Genomic DNA, 21,880 nt, shown 5'->3' with positions numbered 1-21,880 from the left:
AAGAAGGCCTTTTTATTTTGTCCAGATGGGGTGGTTTCAGCATTAAAACAGCCATTTTTCTCTAAAAACAGTAAAAAGACAAACACCAAAACGATGTTTGTCTGCAATCTGAAGCACCTGCAGGTTGCAGGTGCTTTTGAATACAGTTGCAAAACTCAAAAAAAATAGTAATATAAAGTTAGGAGGTCTATATGATTATCAGAAAATATCAAACCAGTGATGAAAAAGGATGGGTTTACTGTAAGGCACTCAGCTACCTCTTCTCTCCCTTCTTTGATGATAGAGAAACAGAGAAGCCCGAACTAATGACAGACGTTTATGACTACCGTGTGGAATGGGTGGCTGAAGTAAACGGACAAATCGTTGGTCTAATCGACATCGATATTTACACGGAAGAGTGCAGCCAGTCTTATATTTACGCACCGAGTAAGCGTACTGCTTATTTTACTAACCTAGCAGTCCACCCTGACTTTCAAGGGCAGGGTATTGCCCAGGCGCTTTTTGAAAAAGCAGAGCGGGAGTTGAGAGAGCAAGGTGTAGAGAAACTAGCCATCTTTACTCGTGAGGATGACGCAGCCAACCATTTATATCAGAAATGGGGTGGTGAGGTAGTCTGTTCGGATTATCTAGTGGTCGGAGCGCCACAAGATGTTCCAACCTTCCGCTTTGGAATTGATTTAGAGCGAGGCAGATTGTCCTTTTCAGATATGGAAGGTCAGCCAGTTCCCTACTATTTGAGAGAAGGTGTTTATGTAGTCAGCGAAGAAGCTGGCTTGGATCTCTTTGACATAGAAGATGTCTATCAAGAATTAACCTATGTGGTGGATTTAACAGAAAAAAGTTGAAGTTTTCAACTTTTTTTATTTTTCTCTTGCTATGGAGTGGACTCCATAGTTTATAATCATAATATCATCAGGGGCTGGAAAGGAAGTGATCTCTTGAAAACGATGAAAGAAGTGGCGGAGGAATTGGGTTTATCCCATGATACTATTCGCTATTATGAACGAATCGGGCTTTTACAGGTGCCGCGAGACAAAAACGGTTATCGGCAGTTTGACCAACAGGCGATTGACTGGCTCTTCTTGGTCAAAATGCTTCGTAAGTCTGGGATGTCTATTGAAAGTTTGGTGGATTATGTTGACCTTGTGCGACAGGGTGATCGTACTATTGCTGCTCGAAAGGCTATTTTACAGGAGCAGGAAGAGCGATTGAAGGATCAAATAGCCCAAGCAAGAAGCCGTGTTGGAGATGCTGAGTCATAAGGTAGCGACCTATGATAGTCAGTTGTTACGCTTTGAACAGGAACGATTAGACAAAGGAGAATAAAGATGCAGACAGTTACACTACACAATGGAGTTGAGATGCCTACAGTTGGATTTGGGGTCTTCCAAATCCCAGATCCAGAAACCTGCCAGCAGGTTGTCGAAGAAGCTATTCGGACAGGTTATCGCCTGATTGACACAGCTCAGGCTTATGGAAATGAGGAAGCAGTTGGTCATGCCATTCGTAATGCTGGTGTGCCACGAGAAGAACTGTTTATTACAACTAAATTGTGGATTTCAGATATGAGCTACCAAGGAGCCAAAGAAGCTTTCGCGACCTCTATGGAGAAGTTAGGTTTGGACTATCTGGACCTCTATCTGCTCCATCAGCCAGTAGGTGATACCTTTGGAGCTTGGCGAGCTTTGGAGGAACTTTATCAAGAAGGAAAAATCCGTGCCATTGGCGTGTCCAATTTTAAACCAGACCAGATTGCTAACCTATCTCTTTTTAATACTGTGAAGCCGATGGTCAACCAGATTGAACTACATGTGTTCCACCAAAAACCAGAAGAGCGGGCCTATCTGGCTAGCAAGGGAATTCAAGTTCAGAGTTGGGGAGCCTTTGCAGAAGGGAAATTCGATGTTTTTACCAATCCTGTTTTGACAGCTATTGCTAGCAAATATGGAAAAACAACTGCTCAGGTCATGCTCCGCTTCCAACTCCAGTCAGGCATTGTTTCCTTATCGAAATCTGCCAATCCAGAGCGTGTCCGTCAGAATTTTGACATATTTGACTTTGGACTGACGGAAGAAGACATGGTGGCTATCCAAGCTCTAAATACAGATACGACAGTCTTTGCTGATCACCACCAAGCCCAAACCATTGAAGCCTTAGCAGGCTATGTAGGGAAGACCTTTTAAGAGTGAGCTTGTTTTTGGCTACAACTGGATTTGACAAGCAAAACAGTCTCCCATTCCCCCCTTTGTCTTCCTGCAGTCTAGTTTAGAATGATCAACATGCTTTCAAATCACAATTGTTTAAGCATGTCTATCTCATTTCTCTTCCGTAGCGTCACCCTGTCTCGTTACTACAACTGGACTTTATAAGTAAAACAATTTCTCAGTTCCCCCTCGTCACCCTGCGGTCTTGTTTAACTTGATCAGTCTGCTTTTCAAATTAAGATTTCTAAAGTATGTCTATTCAATTTATTGGTCCGTAGCAAATATTCGCATTCTCTTTTCATTTGGTGTAGAATGATAGTAGAAAAACAGAAACGGAGAAAATTATGGTTCAAGTTATTACAGATGCAAACTTTGAAGTTGAAACACAAGAAGGTGTAGTCCTTGTTGACTTTTGGGCACCTTGGTGTGGTCCATGCCGTATGCAGGCACCAATCTTAGAGCAATTAGCAGGCGAAGTGGACGAAGATGAATTGCGCATCTACAAAATGGATGTTGATGAAAACCCAAACACAGCTCGTCAGTTTGGTATCATGTCTATCCCAACTCTTTTGTTCAAAAAAGATGGACAGGTTGTGAAACAGGTTGCCGGTGTTCACACCAAAGACCAAATCAAAGCTATCTTGGCAGAGATTGGCTAATTGAAAATGAAAGCAAGTGGTGGATTGACTACTTGCTTTTTTACAACTGTGAGTCATACAAAGATATAAGATTGTGAAGGTTGGCACAAGATGTTATAATAACCTTATCATTGTCATTTTAGAAAGGTTAGATATGTCAACTATTAGTTACAAACCATTAAATCTCTATCGTCAGTTTAAAACAGCAGCTCGAGAGTTTCCAAATGTTGCCATTTATTTTGACAAACCCTACGCATCCTTCCCTGAATTAGGATTGGAAAATACCTATCAAACAGTTCATGAGGCCATTCAAAAAAGAGCCGCCCAATTTGCAGCGGCAGGTATTGGCTATGGGGACAAGGTGGTTCTGTATAAGAGCCCAGCTTTCGACACCTATTTGTTAGCAGTAGCGGTAACGGCATTGGGTGCTGTTCCTGTTATGATTTCCTACCATTTGCCATCTTCGAATTTAGATGTGTTTGCGGAGCGATTGGAAAAGTCTTTCATTGTCTACGACCAAGAAACGGAAGAACGTGTAGCAGGAATGGCTCGAACTGACCTGGTCACAAAGGTATTTTTACCCCAAGTCCTAGTGCATGAAGCAGTTGCTTTTGAAGAAAATCTCCTGCCGGAAGATGTCATTCAATACATGACTCATACTTCAGGAACGACAGGTGTTCCAAAACTAATCTGCCATACAGCACAGACCATGGGCTGGCGAGTAGCTTGGCAACAGACTATTTTTGACAAGATGACGGAGAGAGGCTTGCTGACCTTCCATATCTCCCCTGTACATTCACGCTATAATATCGGCGTGTCGTCGGCGATTGGGCTAGGATTCCCCCTCTACCCGCTTTCTTCTGCAAGAAAAGATGATGTTGAACGGGCGCTTGCTCTTCATCGTCCAAGTGCTCTGGAAACCCATCCGAATAACTTTGTCCAATGGGCAAGATTGGCCAAGGAAAAACCAGAGGTCTTTAGTAGCATTCGTTATTACCATTCAACCTTTGATGCTATCAATATTGGTACACTTCGCGCCTTCTTGGAGGCTTCTAAAGAGCAAGGTCCAGTCTTTATGCAGGTTTATGGTCAAAGTGAATGTGGTCCAATGATTTTACGTTACCATCGCTTGGAAAACCTAGGAACAGTTAGCGGACGAGATATGGGGATTGGTCTGGAAGGTTACACAGAAGCACGCATCACAGATGCCCAAGGGAATCCTCTCCCAGCTGGAGAAAATGGCCATATCCAATTCCTGTCAAAAGGCCGTGCTGTGACCTACTACAAAGAAGATGCCCGCTTCCAAGATAATGTGTACGGTGCTTGGTGGGATAGTGGTGACTACGGCTGTATGACTCCAGAGGGGACACTTCTTCTAAAAGACCGTCAGGTTGACCTCATTGAGCACATCGACAGCAACCTTGCCTTGGAAGATTTATTGCTGGATAAATTGGACTTTTTATCAGAAGTTGTGATTATCCGAGATGTCAATGGTGCACCGCAGCCGATTATCGCTTTGGCAGAAGATGCTGAGATGAATTGGGAAGCTTGGTGGGCCATGGTTGCAGACCTACCACTATTGAAAGAGCCTATCTTGATGGCTTATGACGACATTCCACGTACTGCGACCATGAAGGTTCAACGCCTCAAAATGGAAGCAGAAATGAAAGAAAAAAATCTGTAAGGGTGACGAAACCACGCTTGCAGATAAGAAGGAGTTCACATGAAAGAAATCTACCTAGCAGGCGGTTGTTTCTGGGGGATGGAAGGCTACTTTTCCCAGATAGATGGTATTCTTGACACCAGCGTTGGCTATGCCAATGGACAGGTGGAGACGACCAATTATCAACTCCTCAAACAAACAGACCACGCAGAGACGCTCTATCTAGCCTATGATGAAGTCCACATTAGCTTGCGGGAAATTCTCCTCTACTATTTCCGCGTCATTGATCCCTTCTCTGTCAATCAGCAGGGACCTGACAAGGGGCGCCAGTATCGGACTGGTATCTATTACACTGATGAGGCTGATTTGCCGACCATCGAGCAGGTCATGACGGAGCAGTCCCGGCTCTTTGGCGGACGCCCCCTAGCCGTTGAAGTGGAGCCACTCGCGCATTACATCCCCGCCGAAGACTACCATCAGGCTTATCTCAAGAAAAATCCCCAAGGGTACTGCCATATCGATCTTGGGCAGGCAAAAATCCCTCTGATTGATGTTGCAGACTACCAAAAGCCAGACCAGCAAGTCTTAAAAGACAGCTTGACTGAACTCCAGTACCAAGTCACTCAAGAAGCTGCGACGGAAAGACCCTTCGAAAATGAGTTTTGGAATAGCGACCAAGCTGGCATTTACGTCGATATTACGACTGGCGAGCCCCTCTTTCTCTCGACAGACAAATTTGACTCAGGCTGCGGCTGGCCCTCCTTTACCAAACCAATCAGCAAGGAAGTTGCGACTTATTTCCAAGATCTTTCCCACGGCATGAACCGCATCGAAGTCCGCAGTCGGGCTGGACATGCTCATCTTGGTCACGTCTTTGACGACGGACCACGTGATAAAGGCGGTCTCCGTTACTGTATCAACTCAGCAGCCCTTCGCTTCATACCGAGAGAGGAAATGGAAGCAGCAGGATATGGCCTGTTTTTGGATTTGCTTAAATAAATTTAGGAACGTAGAAAGTCTATTCGCCAAGAATAGGCTTTTTGTGTCGAAATAGTATGTTAGAAAAGATAATTTTGATATAATGATTTATACATAGATAATATTCTAGTTTAAGAAGTGGCTATTTTGCTGTCAATCAACCAGTTAGCTGAGATATTAAAGCGAACTCTTAGCAGAGACATTGGAATTTTTTCCTAGCCTATTTCTTACATTTTAGAGAATAGGAAGACAGGTGATTGTGATGAAAGGAAAATTTGTACTTGTATCGACGATCATTCTAGCCGTCTTTATGATTTGGTTGGGGGTTAGCCAAAAGGAGACTATGCTAGTTCATTATTATCCTTCTGTGACTACCTTGTCGATATCTGAGGACGTGACTTACTCAGATGTACGACAGCGATTAGAGGAATATTCTCAACAGACGGATAGTGTCATTGCCAGACGAGTGATTGAGCCAAGTACATCAGGCGGACGTACCTTTTCTTATGATAATTTTAGTCAATCTCCCCTACCAAGAGGACTAGAGGAATTTCAGTCATCAGAAAAAGTGGAGTCTACACTTTTAACCAAATATTTTATTTTCCAAGGGAAAGCGACGGTAGAGGAGCTTTGTTCTCTTCTTGTTTCGCTTGGATTTGATGAAGTTCAGATTCGGAAGCCATCGACTATTGCTACTTTACTAGCATTTCTGACACAAGGTGGTCAATTCTTAGCCATACTGGTCTTTCTCATTACCTATATGGCTTTGGTCGTGATTGCCAATGTAAGGCAGTTGCGTACAGCAGGTATCCGTTTGATCGCAGGAGATTCACGTTGGCATTTATTTCTACTATCTCTACAAGAAAATGCGAAAGAGATAGCTCTAACTATCCCATTTGCGGTTCTTCCAGCAGTTGGACTGGCCTACCTCGTTGGATTAGATGGCTATTCTGTCTACTATCTGGTCGCAGCTCTAGTGGGCTATCATTTCTTGCTTGGTTTGATTGTCCTTTTTTTCGTTGCTACATTTACCTTGGCCATTCGGACCTATCACTTTTTACCCTTGTTAAAAGGGAAGATGCCCCTGCAAGGAATCCTGACCATTATGGTTATGGGGCAAATGCTGGCTCTACTGGTGGTGTCATTGGGTGTGACTCAAACCGCCTATTATTCAGGGATTTGGCAGGAATACCAAGTAGGTGCCCAGCAGTGGGAGAATGAAGGGGATTACTATAGTTTAGCTTGGAACATTTCTGCGGATGGTCGCTCAGGACTAAATTCGCCTGAAAATTGGTATCCTTTACTAAAGCAAGCTTTGGAGGAAGACGGCGCGCTCTTTGTCAAAAGTAATTTGAATGCCTATTTAATGGGTTCCCAACTGGAAGATGGGACACGCCTTGACAGCTACCATCCAGCAGGCAACACCCTCTACGTTAGTCCAAATTATTTGCAGATACAGGATGTAAACTTAGCAGAAGGAGAAGCAGTGCACCCTCTACAAGAAGGAGAATTTCAACTTCTATTACCTGAAAAATTGCACCCTCAAAGTGATACTTATCTCCATCTTTACCAAGATTATATCAATCGTATGGTTAGACCTGCTAATCAAGCACGCTCAGCTACCATTAAGGGAAAAGTTGCTTATCTAAAAGATGGGCAGAAGCAGTTTATCTACAATCATCGTTCTGGTCAACATGTGCAATACCTGACAGACTCTATTTTAGTTGTGCTGGCACCGTCAAGTCTGGGAAAAGAATCTGCTGACTTTTGGTTGAATGAAGTAGATAGCAGTATCTTATTTAAAAATAGAGATAAACTTTTGCGCGAATTGAAGGCAAGAAATCTGTTTCAGTTTGTCAATGAAGTGAAAAGTAGTTCCTCCCTCTTTACGGAACTTTTAGATCGTATTCGGATAGAGACCATTTCAACATCTATGGGTGCCATTTTAGGGATTGTGACATCAATTGTCCTGTTTAATACCATGAATCTTCTATACTTTGAAGAATTTAAACGTGAGATTTTCATCAAGGAAATTGCAGGGATGGATTTTTTGGGCATTCATCAGAAATACCTAACGGTTCAGCTACTGGCCCTTTTATTAGCCTTGGGAGCGAGCGTAGTAGTAACAGGTCACATATTCATAAGTAGTATCAGTTTTGTCTTGTTTATAATCAATGCCCTTTACTTATTGAGGTGGCAGGCGAGGAAAGAAGGAGCTTGGAATATCCGTATTTTGAAAGGAGCCTAGTATGTTTTCTATTCAATCAATTCAAAAGAAATTTGGGAAGCGCAGCTTGTTTTCTGATGTAACGCTAGACTTGCAGGCTGGAAAGGTCTATGCTTTGATAGGTGCCAGTGGTAGTGGAAAAACGACCTTGCTGAATATTTTAGCCAAGTTGGAGTCCTATGATGCAGGTGACATTCTCTACAAGGGAAAGGAATTGAAAAAGTTGAAGCCCCATCTCTTTTTTAGGGAGGAATTAGGCTATCTCTTTCAGAATTTTGGTCTTTTAGAAAGTCAGACAATCAGAGAAAATCTGGATTTGGGACTGATTGGTCAGAAATTGTCCAAAGACCAAAGGAAATCGAGGCAGGAAGCGGCACTTGATGCAGTGGGGCTGTCTTATCTGAACCTGTCCCAGCCTATCTATGAACTTTCAGGAGGGGAAGCCCAGCGGGTAGCTCTTGCTAAAGTCATCCTGAAAAATCCTCCATTGATTTTAGCAGATGAGCCGACGGCTGCCTTAGATCCTAAGAGCTCCCAAGAAATTATGGATATTTTGTTATCCTTGAAGAGCCCAGATCGGTTAATTGTGATTGCCACCCACAATCCTTTGATTTGGGAGCGAGCAGACCTTATCATAAAAATGGAAGACTTGTAAAAATTCATACTCTTCGAAAATCAAAATTATCCGTTATCAACTTACCTTGATGAACTCCAGTTCTATCTTCGGATTCGTTTCCTAGGCTACTTTTGATTTTCATTGAGTATCAGAAAATATTCTTGATTTTTTCGTGAAATTAGATTAAAATAAGACTAGATAAAACTGAATAACCGGTTGATATTGGGTAGAAGGGAAACTGACTGTTCAATGGACGGAACTCTGGAGAGACCATTTTGGCACCGAAGGGGCAAGGTAGTTCTGCTTGGAAAAGTAGAGCTACTGAAACTCTCAGGTAAAAGGACAGAGCGTTGAAAAATAGGCTTTTTCTATATTTTCACGTTGATTCTAGAGGTTGAAGTGTTCAGCCTCTTTTTGTTTTTCCGGCAGCTTTATCTGATTAGAAACGCTTAGGAGGAACTATGTTAGAACTATTTAAGGCTATCAACAATCTTGTTTGGGGACCGCCCCTCTTGTTACTATTGGTCGGAACGGGTGTTTATCTCACTCTTCGTTTGGGAGTGTTTCAGATTGGCAAATTGCCGACGGCTTTTCGTCTGATTTTCTCCAGTGACCAGTCTGGTCAAGGGGATGTGTCCAGCTTTGCGGCCCTTTGTACCGCTCTAGCTGCAACAGTTGGAACAGGCAATATTGTTGGTGTTGCGACAGCCATTACCACGGGTGGTCCGGGTGCTCTTTTCTGGATGTGGGTTGCGGCCTTTTTCGGGATGGCAACCAAGTATGCAGAAGGATTTTTAGCGATCAAATATAGAACAAAGGATGCCAACGGACAAGCGGCTGGTGGTCCTATGCACTACATTACCTTGGGGATGGGACAAAAGTGGAAACCTTTGGCGATTTTCTTTGCTATTTCAGGAGTTTTGGTGGCACTTTTGGGAATCGGAACCTTTTCGCAAGTTAATTCCATCACAGCTTCACTGGAGATGAGTTTTGGCTTGGCTCCACAACTGATCAGCATATTAACAGCCATTTTAATTGCTTTCTTTATCTTTGGAGGGATTGAAAAAATCTCTGACGTTTCGACCAAAGTTGTTCCTTTCATGGCGATTTTGTATATCTTAGCAAGTATTACTGTCTTGGCCGTGCATTGGGATCAACTCTTGCCAACCCTTGCCTTAGTTTTCAAATCTGCCTTCACTCCAGCAGCTGCGATGGGTGGTTTTGTAGGGGCAACGGTAAAAGAAGCCATTCAACGCGGAATTGCTCGCGGAGTCTTCTCAAATGAATCTGGTTTGGGTTCGGCGCCTATTGCTGCTGCGGCAGCCAAGTCGGATAACCCTGTGGAGCAGGGATTGATTTCCATGACGGGTACCTTTATCGACACGCTGATTATCTGCAGTCTGACAGGGCTTTCGATTTTGGTGACGGATCAGTGGACGACAGAAGGATTAGCTGGTGCACCTCTGACTCAGGCAGCTTTTGCAACAGTTTTTGGCAATACAGGATCTATTGCCTTGACGATTAGTTTGGTACTTTTTGCTTTTACAACTATTCTCGGATGGTCTTACTATGGTGAACGCTGTATTGAGTTTCTATTTGGTACCAAATCCATCTTGCCTTATCGTCTGTTATTTGTGGCAATGGTAGCCCTTGGTGGCTTCCTCAAGCTGGACTTGATTTGGACCATTGCTGATATTGTAAATGGTCTCATGGCCCTACCAAACTTGATCGCCTTACTAGCTCTCTCTCCTGTCATCATCAAGGAGACACGCCAGTATTTTAGGAAGAAATAGAAGAAAGTGCAGAAAACCAATTCTGCACTTTTTGTGTTATGTAAAAATGATTTGCCAAGAGAGTGCTTAGAGAGTAAAACAGGGAGATATAAAAAGTTTGATTAGTCTATATTTGGAATGAACTCTTTCCAAAATGGTCCCCAAGGCTTTACTAGATAGGAATAACCCGATCCAGGCATGGTCCAATCAAGGAATTCAAAATAGGCCATTGTCGTATTGGGCTCGATTCGTTCAATCGGTTTAATTCGACTATTAAAGTCTCCGAAGGTTTTTAATGATAGTGAGAGTTTACGTTTTTCTCTTGAGAAGATAGAGACGCTGACTTTTAATCGTTTGGTGGGTGATGTTAACTTATATGATTCATAACGAATAGGAAAAGCTGCAGCATACTCAGTATCTAAATTGACAGTATAAAGTGGAGCTTTTGGAATATTCTCGATTAGAATAGCTTTTCTAATTGGAAATGGATAAAATTGGTCGCTTAGGTCCGAAATGGTTTCTAATTTATTTTCAGTATAGTCCTTACCGTTAATAATGAGAGAGGTAATAGAGTGCTGATTACAAAGCTCCTCTGTAGCAAAATAGAAGTTGATATAGTAGGTATTTTTATCAAAATATTCTGGATTTGGAAATGGGGACTCGTACTTTCTTTTTGTAAGGATTCGATAGGTCCTATCCTCGATACTGGGTCTGATGCTGATGTCTTTTTCGAAGTAATTATAGTATTGTCCATTAGTTACTAGCTCACCGACATCTTCATTAAAGTGTAGACTTGCTATATCATGTTCATAGTATTTGCAATAGCGATCATTGGGAATGAAAAGTAAACAGTGGAACAAGATGGCGGTTAGTATGTAGGAATATTGCTTTTTCTTATTCCATATTTCTAACTCATTAATATTAAAAAAATTTCTATTCGTTTTTACATTTTCGAAGATTTGAGTCTGTTGGAAATTTTCATGCAGATAGATTTTTCTTAGCTTTTTTACGATAGCTTTTAAAGGTAAGGTGTGATCGTTTTCAAATTTTGCAGTAATTGATAGAAATAGCTCATCCATATTAGAGGATAAAATAGCATTTCTGTACCAAGGTGGAAGTGTTTTCTTTGATTGGAAATAGAGCGAGCAAGAGGGTGCTGAAACATAGTAGTCTACTTCCTCACCATTGATATTCTTTTTTAGTTGAAAATATTGATAAATAGTATTGACCACGTATTCTTGAGTCAGCCAACCAGATGTAATTTTTTGTTCTTTACTGGTTTCTAATATGCTAGAAAATACATCTCCAAGAAGTAATTGCACCATGCTAACCTCCTATAACCACTTATAATATATATTTCATTGCGAAGAAAGTAATATTCTTGCTTAAATAAATATATGGTTCTTTTTCGTTCGAAAATATTATAGTTTATTTTTAGAAAAATTAAAAGTAATTATCGGCAACAATCACAATGAAAATATTAATATTTTATAAAATTAAATTAATAAAGTTTGGTTTGAATGATGTACATTTTTTGTTCTGTTGACGGATAAGCTTTCTAGGGTATAATTTTTTGTTTAGGATTCCCAAATTATCAATTATAAAATGAATATTTCTATTTATTTATTGAATATTTAAGTAAAAAATTGGTCAGTGTTCTTTCTACATGGTTGTAATGGTCAAAAAATTATATTTTTATCAGAATTTAGAAAATAATGTGCTTAATTTTTATCGAATTATTCTTAAATTATCATAAATTAATAAAAAATTCCTATGTTCTAAAATTAATGAAATTCACTTTGTTTATTGTTAATATAGTAATGTTAAAATAGGAGGAATATATGAACTTATGTAAACGATGTGAAGTTGCTTTCGTTGATTCGGAAGGGGAGCTTTGTTCAGGTTGTTCTAGAAAATCAAGTGTAAAAGAAAATAGACAGCCGATAAGTACTGATTCAAGAGGTACTCCTAAGAGTGAGTTTATTGCCCACAGAGATACAACAGTTGAATCAAGTATTAGGCCAAGTGAGCAACTGAATTTAATCAGTACTCGTGTTAATACAGTTCCATGCGGTAGAGTGATATCTTCAGAGTGTCATGTTGATCAAGCTAGAATTGGTATCAGATTGTTTAATGCTTTTTTAAGACGTGAGAATTTTTCAATGACTGGAAGGGTTCATCATATTCAACTAAGTGTTGATAAGAATGAGACACTTTACGTTTTGTTTTTTGGAAATTTGAGAGGAAATTATCAGGTACAGGTGAATAATATGATCGAAGTCACAGGTTATTTTAATCATAATCACCAACTTGTGGCTAGAACGATTAAAGATGTATCAAATGGTGTAGTATATAGATCAAAATCTGTGGATTATCGGGTTGCGGGCTTTATGTTGTTGTTTTGTATAGTAACAGCTACATCTGCGGCATTACTTGTCCATAAATATTTGAAAAATCTTCCTGTTACACTTGCTGTATTTGTATGTATTATTATTGCTTTATTATTTGCCAAGCAATATCATGACTAGTCTCTTGATTCACTATTAAGTAGGAGGTGTTGAAGTGGCAGGATGTATTTTTAAGTTAGTTATCATTCTTGTTTTATTAATGGTCATCATTTCATTATTAGAAACATACTGGTATCTATTTTTAGTTGTCTTTATACTTTTCATTGCTTATAAATTATTAATGGGGAGGCGTTAGTATTGATGGATATTCATTCTCGAAGCAATTCTTTTTCTAGGCGAAAATTAGTTCCTTACGAATTGAGAGGGATTGATCTCTCTAATCAAGATGTATCTTACAATTCTGACTTGCAGTATTTTAGAGTGAACGGCTTGAGTCGGCCCCAAGAGGAAATAGGATATTTTTATGCTAGTCAACTAAATTCTTTATTAGGGTTAGGTTTAAACAATGACATGCTCTCTTTTCTAATTGTAGGTGAAAGAAGAGAGGTAGGTATATATTTAGGATGTGAAGTACCCTATTTGCATCAAGTAAGAGATCTTTTTTCAGCAAATTTCTATGAATACTCAATAAGTGATATTGGAGATGTTAAATTAGATGCCAATTATCCCTTTCTCAGTTTAGTTATTGGAATTCCTCGTGTTTTAAAAGATAAGGATAAACTTGGAATTGTTTCCTTGGTTCAAGGAATGGTGGGAAAAGATTTTTTTATTTCTACAAAATGTAAGCGCGTTCCTGTCTCTAATATCTCTAGGATGCAACAGTTGATTTTGAAAGAACAAGGTCAGGTTAGTTCATACCTTAATAAATCAGATAGCTATGTACAGGCTGGAACGACAATTAATCTAACTACAGAGGATTTATTTGCAAAACGTTATTATGAAAAATTGCAAGTAACAGCTTCGAATTTAGAGAATGGTATATCCAGAGGTATCTGGGAAACTCAGATTGTTATCGGAACTAAGAAAATTGAAGATTTGTCCTTATTATCTTCATTAATCAAGGCCTATTTTTCAGAATCTGAGCAGATTATTGAGCCAATTCGAATCCTTCCTTTACATTTTTCTGATCAGTCTTACTCTGTTACAAATAGTTGGATCACATATCAAGACCCTTTCAAGTGGGAACATATGTATAATTCTGAATTGGACTCATCTGAACTGTATTCAGATTTAAGTTCGACCTTTTTGACAACAGAACAATTAGCTACCTATTTTCAATATCCCGAAGAAGAGGTACCGAACTTTTTCATCAATGCTAGTGTTTCTTATGATGTAGCTAATAGGTTAGAACGAAAAAAAGATATGGTCTCCTTAGGTAGGATATGTAATCCCGGAAACCAGCTTAACAATACTTATAAAATAGACATTGATGATTTGACGCGACATGCTCTTATTGTCGGTATGACTGGTAGCGGAAAGACTAATACAAGTAAGTCTTTAGTTACAGAGTTGCATCGTAGTTATGGTGTTCCATTTTGGGTTATTGAATCAGCTAAACGGGAATATTGGGATTTGGGGAATAGTTTAGTTGAAAGCGGTACTCCAAAAGTTTTAGTATTTACACTTGGTGAAGAGTCAGTCAGCAGAGGCGTTCCTTTTAGGTTAAATCCGATGGAGGTGATAGGAACAGTTTCATTGCAGTCCCACATCGATCGTCTTTTTGCAACCTTTAAGGCAAGTTTTGATATGGTGGCTCCGACTCCTTTCATTCTAGAACAAGCTCTCTATTCTGTTTATGAGGATTGTGGTTGGGATATTGTAAGTAATACTAATATCAAGGGGATAACAAGTTATCCCACACTTACAGATTTAGTTATAAAGATTGATGAAATAACGAATCAGTCGGGGTATACCGGAGAAATACGATCTAACATACAAGCAAGTTTGAAAGCTCGAGTTAATTCGCTGCGTTTAGGTGGCAAGGGAATGATGCTAGATGTCGAAAAAAGTTTTCCCATTGAAAAATTACTTAAATATCCAGTTGTCTTTGAATTGGAAGATTTAGGTGATGATGAGACTAAATCATTTGTGATAGGTTTACTTTTAACCCAATTATATGAATATCGACAATCTTTCAATCTTTCTGTTGGACACCATGATATTCAACATCTCTTATTAATCGAGGAGGCCCACCGTTTATTAAAATATGAAACAGATTCAGACTCACCCAAGGCAAAAGCAGTTGAATTTTTTACTAATTTACTTGCAGAAATACGAAGTTATGGTCAAGCAATTGTGATTGCAGATCAAATCCCGACTAAGCTAGCAAGCGATTGTTTAAAAAATACTAACTTAAAAATAGTTCATAGGACAGTCATGAAAGAAGATAGGGATTGTATTGGAGATTCCATGAATATGACGGAGGAACAAAAAGCTTACTTAAGTAATCTGCGTAAAGGCTATGCTACGGTTTATTCTGAGGGGGATTTTAGACCTAAGTTGGTATATATGCCTTTGGTTGAATCGACAGGGGGATGGTGCCGTGAGGATATACTAGCTAAATCTTTTGAAAAAGTAAAATCTTTATATCCTGGCGAGGAACTTATTAGCATAGATGAAACTTATAAGGTCTTGTTGGATGAATTATTATCTAATTTCGATATATCAGTCATTTTGAAAGAATATGATTTAGATATTCTGGAAGATCTATTCTCAAAAGAGTTAGGACTTGAAGGTCAAGTTGAACAAAAGTCACTTAAGGAAACTATTGCTTCTTACTTGATAATGAATTGTAGTCTACCCAGATATGAAAGGCTTGCGCTTTATAAAAAATATAGGAAACTGAAACATGATAAAGTTTGAAAAAGATATATTTACAGCTGATACAAATGATAACCTAAAAGCTAAGTGGCCTTTAGATCAAAAGAATTGGGATGTTACAGAAGAAGATTTACCAAAAATTTCAGAGGTAAATAATAAAGAAACATCTGAAGATTATGAGAAAGAACGGCAGCAAAAAATTGAGGAGGCGCGTGCAGAACTATTTAAGGTATATGGTCGTATGGAAAAAGAGAAATAGCTAGCTACAATATAAAATTAATTTACTGGGATTTTAAGACTTTTTGATCTGATAAACGTCTTCGGACTTATATGGAGAAAGGGGGAATTATAGCAGGACCTGATGACAAATGTATGGTTATACGAATCAAAAATAGAATTTCACAAATAAATAATGATATAGAGGTACTGAATATGAAAATATCTATTGCATCGAAAATAGTTCGAGGTGAATGTATTGAAGTTATTGAGGCTACAAGCTTCTTTGGTGGTGTTGAATACCAATTACTGGTGAATGGGCATATTAAGCAACAATCAGCTGACAAAGACTATATCTTAAAAGAGTATGATCGATACTGGTGATATAGATTGAGAGGACAAATATATGAAAAAGATAATGAGGATACTATTTCTAGTAATTGTAATTTGTAGCCAATTTGCTCATACAATTTCTAGTTATGCTGAGGAGCTTGTGAATAATCGCAATCGTTTCAATATTGTTTTGGTTACAGATGCCAGCAAATCCATGGAAGAGACTGATCCTTCTGGGATGAGATATGAAGCTATTCATCAATTTTCTCACTTGCTTACAGAAGAAGGGAATTTATTAGGAAGCGTAGTGTTTTCAACCCACATCGATAAGCAAAGCAATCTTGCATTAGCAGATTCAATTGATGTAAAAAATGCTGTGATTGGAGATATTAAAAGCATTGCTCCTCACGGTTTTACCAATATTGGGGAGGGCTTGCAAACTGCTCTGAACATGTTGGAAAGTCAGGGGGATAAAAATTTACCAAGTGTTATTATGTTTTTAAGTGATGGTGAGTCGGCCATGCCTTCTGACAGTGAGTTAAAGACATCTCTTGAGCAAAAAGCTGAGGCTATTCAGACCGCTAGGGAAAGAAAAGTGAAGATTTATTCTATTGCCTTGAATGCTAATGGTGATGCTGAAACTACTGAGATGAAGCAGATTGCTCAAGCTACTGGAGGAGAGTTTAAAGAGATTCAAACTGCTCAGGATTTACAACAAGTCTTCCAGTCCTTTTATAGTTTAATTTATGGGACTTCGAGCGTATCATTAGTGGACAGTGTTTTCCCTGCAAATGGGCGATTAGAAACAGATTTCACAGTACCAGGACTAGGTGTTGAGGAAGTTAATATTCTCATTAATGGGAAGCCTAGTCAATTAGAACTCTTTGATCCTCAAAAAAATCAACAATCAATCCAACCAATAGTCTCAGATCAGGTAACTCTTTTGAAAATTAAGGATGTCCAACCAGGTAATTGGAAGTTAATTACAGTAGGAACACCTGGTGAGCAAGTAAAAATCAATATGATTTACAATAGTCAACTTGGTATTGAAGTGACGACAGAACCTAGTGATTTATTAGTCAATCCTGAAGATCCAATTTCTATTCACGCTAAGTTAAAAGATGGTGATAAAGTAGCTAGTAAAAAAGAGGATTATCAAGGCTATACAGCCAATACGATCTTCTTTGATTCTTATGGAAAAGAACTTAAACGCTCCCAAATGACTGTTGCGGATGAAGGCTTTACATTAGATGAAAAACTACCAGAAGGTATCTATCATTATCAAGTTTTAGTAACTGGTAATGGGTTAGAAAAATACTCTAGTAAAGTTGGACCAATAACTGTCTCCAGTCAGGCTTTAACTGAAAAGCAAAAAAACAACACGGCACCTACACCTGTGGAAAAAGTTGTAAAAGATTTGGTTATTACATTTCCATTTAAAGGTGGCGATTATAGTTTAGATTTGAATACCTTAGCCAAAGATAAGGAAGATAAAGTTCTTCATTACCAAATTATATCCTCTTCTTTTATGGAAGACGATTACACGATTTCAAAAGATAACCTCTTAGAGATGAAGAATTTCAGTCTTTCTAAGGGTGCCTTTACTATTCAGGCAATAGACTCAGGAGGTTTGTCGACAGAAATTGAAGTAGTTGTTTCTACTTTTAATGTCGGTTGGGCTCTCCTGGCTCTCATTTTAGCAGGAGCTTTGTTCTTCTCGATTTCTGCTTATCTGTTAACCATGAAAACATTCAATGGCACTATTCGAGTAACTGCCTATCTCCCTAATCAACCAGCTATTTCTGGCAATCGTTCGGATTTATTTAGAGGCAGAGCCTATCTTGGTAGTTTTATTAACTCAGGGGAGCTTGGTCTACCTTTAAACAAAACCTACTTCCAAGCAACTGGTAAGGGGTATGTATATTTTATTACTAGCCAACCAGTCTGGTATGAAGGTCAATCCACTAAAAAGGTTACAGTGAAAAATCGCGCTGCTATTACGATAGATAAAGAAGGTACTAAGAGACTGGAGATTGTTTATGAAACAAAAACAAGACCATCAATGCCTTTCAAACCTGGCAAGCCTAAAATACCTAAAGTCAAGCCAGTCAAACGTCCACCTATTAGATGATGTAGCAGGTTAATTTTGATTACAATTAGATGAATTTCGCTACTTTATATATGGGATGGAATGTAGAAGAAGTCAAGGCTTTTCAGTCCGAGCTAACCAGCTTCCAAGAAAAGTTAAGCTAGTTAGTCAGCGTTATATAGTTCATACTTCAATAGTTGAAGTCAGTTAGACTTCATCCAGATACAAAAATTTAATATTTATAAAGGAGAAAACCAATGGTTTATAATAAATTACTTCTTAGTGCAGGTGGGGGTATCGTCTCTACTGTTCAACAGGCAGACCAGGCAGATAATGTTGCTCAGCTTTTTATCGGTCTAGGTGGTACAGGTGTAGACTGTATTCGAAACCTAAAAACCCAGGTTCATGCTCGTCTCAAGCCAGATAATCCGAACAGCGTGGTTCCTACCTATGAACATCTCCGCTTCCTAGGTGTAGATAGTGCTACAGATACTCAAGGAGCGGGAACGATATCTGGTCAAGGAACAGCAGATGAGTGGCTCTCGCTGACCAATCGAGAATTTTTCGGGATCAATACCGCTAATGGAAATGCCATTTGTGAAAAAGAAAAAGCACTAGCTCTAAGAAAAGAGATGGAATGGTTTAAGGGTAAAAAAAATATGCCTATACCAGATTTGTCTTTGCCTGGAGCAGGGGGAGTTCGTCAGGTTGGTCGCCTCTTGATGATGGACCAAGCGGATAGTTTTGTAACTAAAGTCAAGGCTGAGATAAATGCAGCAATGAGTGGTTTGAACAATCCCAAAATAGGAATACATATCTTTTCTGGCATTTCTGGGGGTACAGGAGCAGGGGCCTTCCTAGACGTTTGCTACCTGGTTCGTCATGTCGCAAGAGAAATTGGTCAACAGGCGACTATCTTTGGTTATTTCTTCCTTCCGGATGTGAATATTACGAAAATCCCAGCCTCAGATAACAGGACGCAAGAATATATCCAGTCTAACGGCTATGCTTCTATGCAGGAGCTGGACTATTGTATGCAGATTGGAAAAAATGGTGGAGCTTTCACCCAGTATTATAAGGGGGGATTCTCTGTCAAGTGGGACAAGGCCCCGGTTGACATGTGTCACTTGATTTCAGGTACGGATGCGAATAATAATGTCATTCCAGATGCCTATAACTATGCCATGAACATCACAGCTGAGTATGTTATGGACCTGATTACAAAGGCTAATGATGCTCAGGGCAAAGTTTTCGATTTAAAGCAACAGCAAAGCAACTTCACTCAGAAAGTGACTCTAGCTGACAGTGTAAAAATAGCTGGAACTGAGATGAACTATACTGTCATCGGTGCTTCCTGTGCTAGTGTGCCCATGAGAGAAATCAATACCTATCTTGCATCTGCAGTTTTTCAAGGATTTGCAAAGATTCAGAGCAACTCTCCATTGCAGCAGGATGTTAATGCACTTGTAGCTTTAGCTTGGTCAAATGGTAGGGGCTATGACAACTTATATGATGGACTTCTAGAGCTTTTGACGGACTCTACTCTCCCTGAAAGTTTAGACGATTATCCTTATGACCATAACTATGTTGCTACCATGGGGGATAAAGAGATGGATGACCACTATGCCACCCAGATTGCTAATAAGAGTGGGACACTTGTCAAAAATAAGAATCACCTTACTTCTAGCCATCCTATTTTGACAGGTGGAGCTGGCAATTCAAACTCCTTGCTTTCGAAAATAGTTAAAGAACTAGATGACCCGTTGAATGATATTAATGCTGGACCGATTTTTGTGGCTAATCTTTTCAACGCAGCAACTAGTTACAATATTCAAAATGTCATTTCTGAATTGAAAGAAACCAATGATCAGCGCCTGCAGTACAAGTTGGGACAGCTGGGGCAACGCAAATCAGAGTTTGACGGTGCTCGTGTTCATTTTGAGGAAACGAAACATAAACTTCTCGGCAAACTTACCCTTAAAAAAGCTTATCAGGCCTATAACTTTTATATGAAAGAACTCCACAAAGCTAAGTTTGAAATCGCAGTCTTACAAGAAATGAGAGAACTCTTAGACACGTTGGAGATGCAGGTTAGAGAGCTTAGCAAAATCCACTATCAGGTTCTAGCTCAAGTGATGGAGGAGCTCTTAGAAACCTTTAGACTCAATCATACTACCTTGGCAGCGATGCAACAGTGGAGTAAAAATCATTCCTTTATCATGCCACTAATGACGATTCAAGACTTGCAACCAACTCTAAATGCAGAGTTGAATGCAGTAGATATACCGAATACTTTGAAAGATTTTGTAAAGGCTTTGATTGGAGATAGGGAGATTTGGAAAGATAGGGACGAGCATAAGATTGCTAAATTTGTCACTGACTTCTTTGTCGATGGAGTTTTTAGTAAATATGCGAGTCGAAGTATCGATAGCTTCTTAGAGGATAAGTATGGGACTACGAATGCTGCAGTTCTGGCCAATAATGTTTACAACAACTTTATTGTACCATTGGAACAAAAGGCTGAACCTCTCTTTCCATTCGATAGTGCGGTCTGGTCAAGGACAGATATCGCTGAGATAAAGTCTATCTCTATTCCAATAACCTCAACAGCTATTGAAGCTGCAAGCAAAACTCTCAATCAAGGTGGAGGTGGTAATGATTGGACCATCAAGTCCTCTAACCTGTCAGACCGTATCTATCTCATGCGAAATGCTTGCGGTCTTCCTCTATCTGCCTACTTTAAACTAGGTCAATATCAGCACGCATACTTTACCCAACAATCTCCAGGCTGTCATTACTTTGAGGGTGTCAACTTTAAAGGGGAGAAGATACAAGAGCCTGCCTTTAGCAACTGGGATAAATTACCTAGCTTGACCCCTTATTCTGTCTTAGAAGATACAACTCGACATCCAAAACTACAAGAAATTTTGGATGAATCACTAGATCTCTATGCTGAAGTCCAAAATTACGGATTGATTGATCGAACAGGCAATATCCTGACCCTTGACCCTTCTGCCTCTCAAAAGATTCAAGGGGTATTTGACAGCGTACGTGAAACCGTTGAAAACGCGAATAGCCCGGCTCAAGTAGCACAGCTTCAAGCAGCTATCGAAGAATTATCAGATTTACAAACTCCACCATTGGTAGCCAGTGGCATGGTCCTAAGGACAGATGGAGATCACTCCCAAATAGAGTCACTGCGTCGAGATTACTTTATCAGCTCGCCAGCCTTCCATCAACCACTTAGAGAAACGATTGACCAGCTTAAGGGAGTTGGCTTAGAAGTTGAGGAATTGACCAAACAGGTGGAAGCTAAGATTGAACAGTTGACTGTAGGCGTTCGCCAATTGAAAAACTTTGCAGATGCCTTGTTTACAGGTGTGATAGATGTTGAGGGGAACCTTGTCAGCTATACGCAAGATGAATTTGGTTTGCAGACTGTTCATACTCTGTCAGATTTTACCATGGAATTTGGTAGCATTCCACTCTATCAGGCCTTCTTATCCTATAAAGAAATTGATAAGGACTTGGTTGAGCAAATGACAGAAACAGCACGCCAACGTCTTCAAGTCTTGGCACCTGAACTGCAATTTGCTGCCACAAAATTAGATGTCTTCATGTCCCAGAATAGAGTACAGGGGTGGTTTATGCTGGCAGCACAGTATACTCAGTCTAATGACATTATCAATTTCTTAATAGAAATTAATAAACTTTACCTGACCCATAAGCAGATTAACAATCTTCAGTAACCCTGTCCTAGCTTATATATACCATTCCTATGACATATAAGGGAATGGCATACATCTGTCAAAACTGAACTTGTAGGGTACTGGTTTAGTTTTGGCTATATGGTCTTATGATTTGCTTTTACTAGTCGCATAGTCTGGGAGCTTGTTGGAATCCATAGTGATGAACA

The 21,880-nt window shown here is 39.6% G+C and carries 16 protein-coding genes and 1 riboswitch; of the genes, 15 read left to right on the top strand and 1 reads right to left on the bottom strand.

The annotated features are described in order from the left end of the window. Nucleotides 1-191: 191 nt before the first annotated feature. The 9 genes from P7J58_RS02625 to P7J58_RS02585 all read left to right on the top strand — a co-directional run bounded on the left by P7J58_RS02625 (nt 192) and on the right by P7J58_RS02585 (nt 10,119). Nucleotides 192-845, top strand: coding sequence for a GNAT family N-acetyltransferase (locus P7J58_RS02625; protein WP_408555539.1), 654 nt, complete (start codon nt 192-194; stop codon nt 843-845). Nucleotides 846-947: 102 nt separating this feature from the next. Beyond that, complete coding sequence (locus P7J58_RS02620) at nt 948-1,262, top strand: MerR family transcriptional regulator (RefSeq protein ID WP_408555587.1); 315 nt, start codon at nt 948-950, stop codon at nt 1,260-1,262. A gap of 66 nt (nt 1,263-1,328) precedes the next feature. After that, nucleotides 1,329-2,183: an aldo/keto reductase gene (locus tag P7J58_RS02615; RefSeq protein ID WP_105146276.1), complete on the top strand. Its 855-nt coding sequence runs from the start codon at nt 1,329-1,331 to the stop codon at nt 2,181-2,183. Nucleotides 2,184-2,548: 365 nt separating this feature from the next. Continuing rightward, nucleotides 2,549-2,863, top strand: a complete 315-nt coding sequence (trxA, locus tag P7J58_RS02610) for a thioredoxin (RefSeq protein ID WP_002941035.1) — start codon at nt 2,549-2,551, stop codon at nt 2,861-2,863. 133 nt (nt 2,864-2,996) lie between these two features. Next, the gene (locus P7J58_RS02605) at nt 2,997-4,526 is read left to right on the top strand and encodes an AMP-binding protein (protein WP_408555540.1); all 1,530 of its coding nucleotides are present in this window, start codon (nt 2,997-2,999) and stop codon (nt 4,524-4,526) included. 39 nt (nt 4,527-4,565) lie between these two features. Next, nucleotides 4,566-5,504 (top strand): peptide-methionine (R)-S-oxide reductase MsrB, encoded by a 939-nt coding sequence (gene msrB, locus P7J58_RS02600; protein ID WP_332443701.1) that lies wholly within the window; start codon nt 4,566-4,568, stop codon nt 5,502-5,504. Between the two features lie 241 nt (nt 5,505-5,745). Beyond that, nucleotides 5,746-7,731, top strand: a complete 1,986-nt coding sequence (locus P7J58_RS02595) for a DUF1430 domain-containing protein (RefSeq protein WP_408555541.1) — start codon at nt 5,746-5,748, stop codon at nt 7,729-7,731. 1 nt (nt 7,732) lies between these two features. Beyond that, nucleotides 7,733-8,365 (top strand): ABC transporter ATP-binding protein, encoded by a 633-nt coding sequence (locus tag P7J58_RS02590; protein ID WP_408555542.1) that lies wholly within the window; start codon nt 7,733-7,735, stop codon nt 8,363-8,365. A 212-nt stretch (nt 8,366-8,577) separates the two neighbouring features. Beyond that, a riboswitch (glycine riboswitch) is annotated at nt 8,578-8,682 on the top strand. A 105-nt stretch (nt 8,683-8,787) separates the two neighbouring features. Then, nucleotides 8,788-10,119 carry an alanine/glycine:cation symporter family protein gene (locus P7J58_RS02585; RefSeq protein ID WP_408555543.1) on the top strand — a complete coding sequence of 444 codons (1,332 nt, stop codon included), beginning with the start codon at nt 8,788-8,790 and terminating at the stop codon, nt 10,117-10,119. Between the two features lie 101 nt (nt 10,120-10,220). Here the strand turns inward: P7J58_RS02585 and P7J58_RS02580 are convergent, their stop codons facing one another. Continuing rightward, entirely contained in the window at nt 10,221-11,423 is a 1,203-nt protein-coding gene (locus P7J58_RS02580) for a hypothetical protein (protein WP_105146272.1), read from the bottom strand. Nucleotides 11,424-11,939: 516 nt separating this feature from the next. Here P7J58_RS02580 and P7J58_RS02575 point away from each other — a divergent pair. The 6 genes from P7J58_RS02575 (at nt 11,940) to P7J58_RS02550 (ending at nt 21,713) form a co-directional block, all read left to right on the top strand. Further along, nucleotides 11,940-12,626 (top strand): hypothetical protein, encoded by a 687-nt coding sequence (locus P7J58_RS02575; protein WP_105146271.1) that lies wholly within the window; start codon nt 11,940-11,942, stop codon nt 12,624-12,626. Between the two features lie 180 nt (nt 12,627-12,806). Then, nucleotides 12,807-15,368 carry an ATP-binding protein gene (locus tag P7J58_RS02570; protein ID WP_105146270.1) on the top strand — a complete coding sequence of 854 codons (2,562 nt, stop codon included), beginning with the start codon at nt 12,807-12,809 and terminating at the stop codon, nt 15,366-15,368. Further along, nucleotides 15,355-15,585, top strand: a complete 231-nt coding sequence (locus tag P7J58_RS02565; RefSeq protein ID WP_105146269.1) for a hypothetical protein — start codon at nt 15,355-15,357, stop codon at nt 15,583-15,585. The genes P7J58_RS02570 and P7J58_RS02565 overlap by 14 nt, the downstream gene beginning before the upstream one ends. A gap of 173 nt (nt 15,586-15,758) precedes the next feature. Beyond that, entirely contained in the window at nt 15,759-15,926 is a 168-nt protein-coding gene (locus P7J58_RS02560) for a hypothetical protein (protein ID WP_222330171.1), read from the top strand. Between the two features lie 22 nt (nt 15,927-15,948). After that, complete coding sequence (locus P7J58_RS02555) at nt 15,949-18,006, top strand: VWA domain-containing protein (RefSeq protein ID WP_408555544.1); 2,058 nt, start codon at nt 15,949-15,951, stop codon at nt 18,004-18,006. A 215-nt stretch (nt 18,007-18,221) separates the two neighbouring features. Then, complete coding sequence (locus P7J58_RS02550; protein ID WP_408555545.1) at nt 18,222-21,713, top strand: tubulin-like doman-containing protein; 3,492 nt, start codon at nt 18,222-18,224, stop codon at nt 21,711-21,713. The last annotated feature ends 167 nt before the right edge of the window (nt 21,714-21,880 follow it).

Source organism: Streptococcus suis (assembly GCF_046032535.1).
Classification (GTDB): Bacteria; Bacillota; Bacilli; order Lactobacillales; family Streptococcaceae; genus Streptococcus; species Streptococcus suis_AK.
This window is presented reverse-complemented; position numbering and strand designations above follow the sequence as displayed.

Bases quoted from the DNA above. Each gene is read 5' to 3' on its own strand.
- P7J58_RS02625 (WP_408555539.1), top strand. From the start codon at position 192: ATGATTATCAGAAAATATCAAACCAGTGATGAAAAAGGATGGGTTTAC.
- P7J58_RS02585 (WP_408555543.1), top strand. From the start codon at position 8,788: ATGTTAGAACTATTTAAGGCTATCAACAATCTTGTTTGGGGACCGCCC.
- P7J58_RS02555 (WP_408555544.1), top strand. From the start codon at position 15,949: ATGAAAAAGATAATGAGGATACTATTTCTAGTAATTGTAATTTGTAGC.
- P7J58_RS02560 (WP_222330171.1), top strand. From the start codon at position 15,759: ATGAAAATATCTATTGCATCGAAAATAGTTCGAGGTGAATGTATTGAA.
- P7J58_RS02620 (WP_408555587.1), top strand. From the start codon at position 948: ATGAAAGAAGTGGCGGAGGAATTGGGTTTATCCCATGATACTATTCGC.
- P7J58_RS02550 (WP_408555545.1), top strand. From the start codon at position 18,222: ATGGTTTATAATAAATTACTTCTTAGTGCAGGTGGGGGTATCGTCTCT.
- P7J58_RS02575 (WP_105146271.1), top strand. From the start codon at position 11,940: ATGAACTTATGTAAACGATGTGAAGTTGCTTTCGTTGATTCGGAAGGG.
- P7J58_RS02605 (WP_408555540.1), top strand. From the start codon at position 2,997: ATGTCAACTATTAGTTACAAACCATTAAATCTCTATCGTCAGTTTAAA.
- P7J58_RS02595 (WP_408555541.1), top strand. From the start codon at position 5,746: ATGAAAGGAAAATTTGTACTTGTATCGACGATCATTCTAGCCGTCTTT.
- msrB (WP_332443701.1), top strand. From the start codon at position 4,566: ATGAAAGAAATCTACCTAGCAGGCGGTTGTTTCTGGGGGATGGAAGGC.
- P7J58_RS02590 (WP_408555542.1), top strand. From the start codon at position 7,733: ATGTTTTCTATTCAATCAATTCAAAAGAAATTTGGGAAGCGCAGCTTG.
- P7J58_RS02565 (WP_105146269.1), top strand. From the start codon at position 15,355: ATGATAAAGTTTGAAAAAGATATATTTACAGCTGATACAAATGATAAC.
- P7J58_RS02580 (WP_105146272.1), bottom strand. From the start codon at position 11,423: ATGGTGCAATTACTTCTTGGAGATGTATTTTCTAGCATATTAGAAACC.
- P7J58_RS02570 (WP_105146270.1), top strand. From the start codon at position 12,807: ATGGATATTCATTCTCGAAGCAATTCTTTTTCTAGGCGAAAATTAGTT.
- trxA (WP_002941035.1), top strand. From the start codon at position 2,549: ATGGTTCAAGTTATTACAGATGCAAACTTTGAAGTTGAAACACAAGAA.
- P7J58_RS02615 (WP_105146276.1), top strand. From the start codon at position 1,329: ATGCAGACAGTTACACTACACAATGGAGTTGAGATGCCTACAGTTGGA.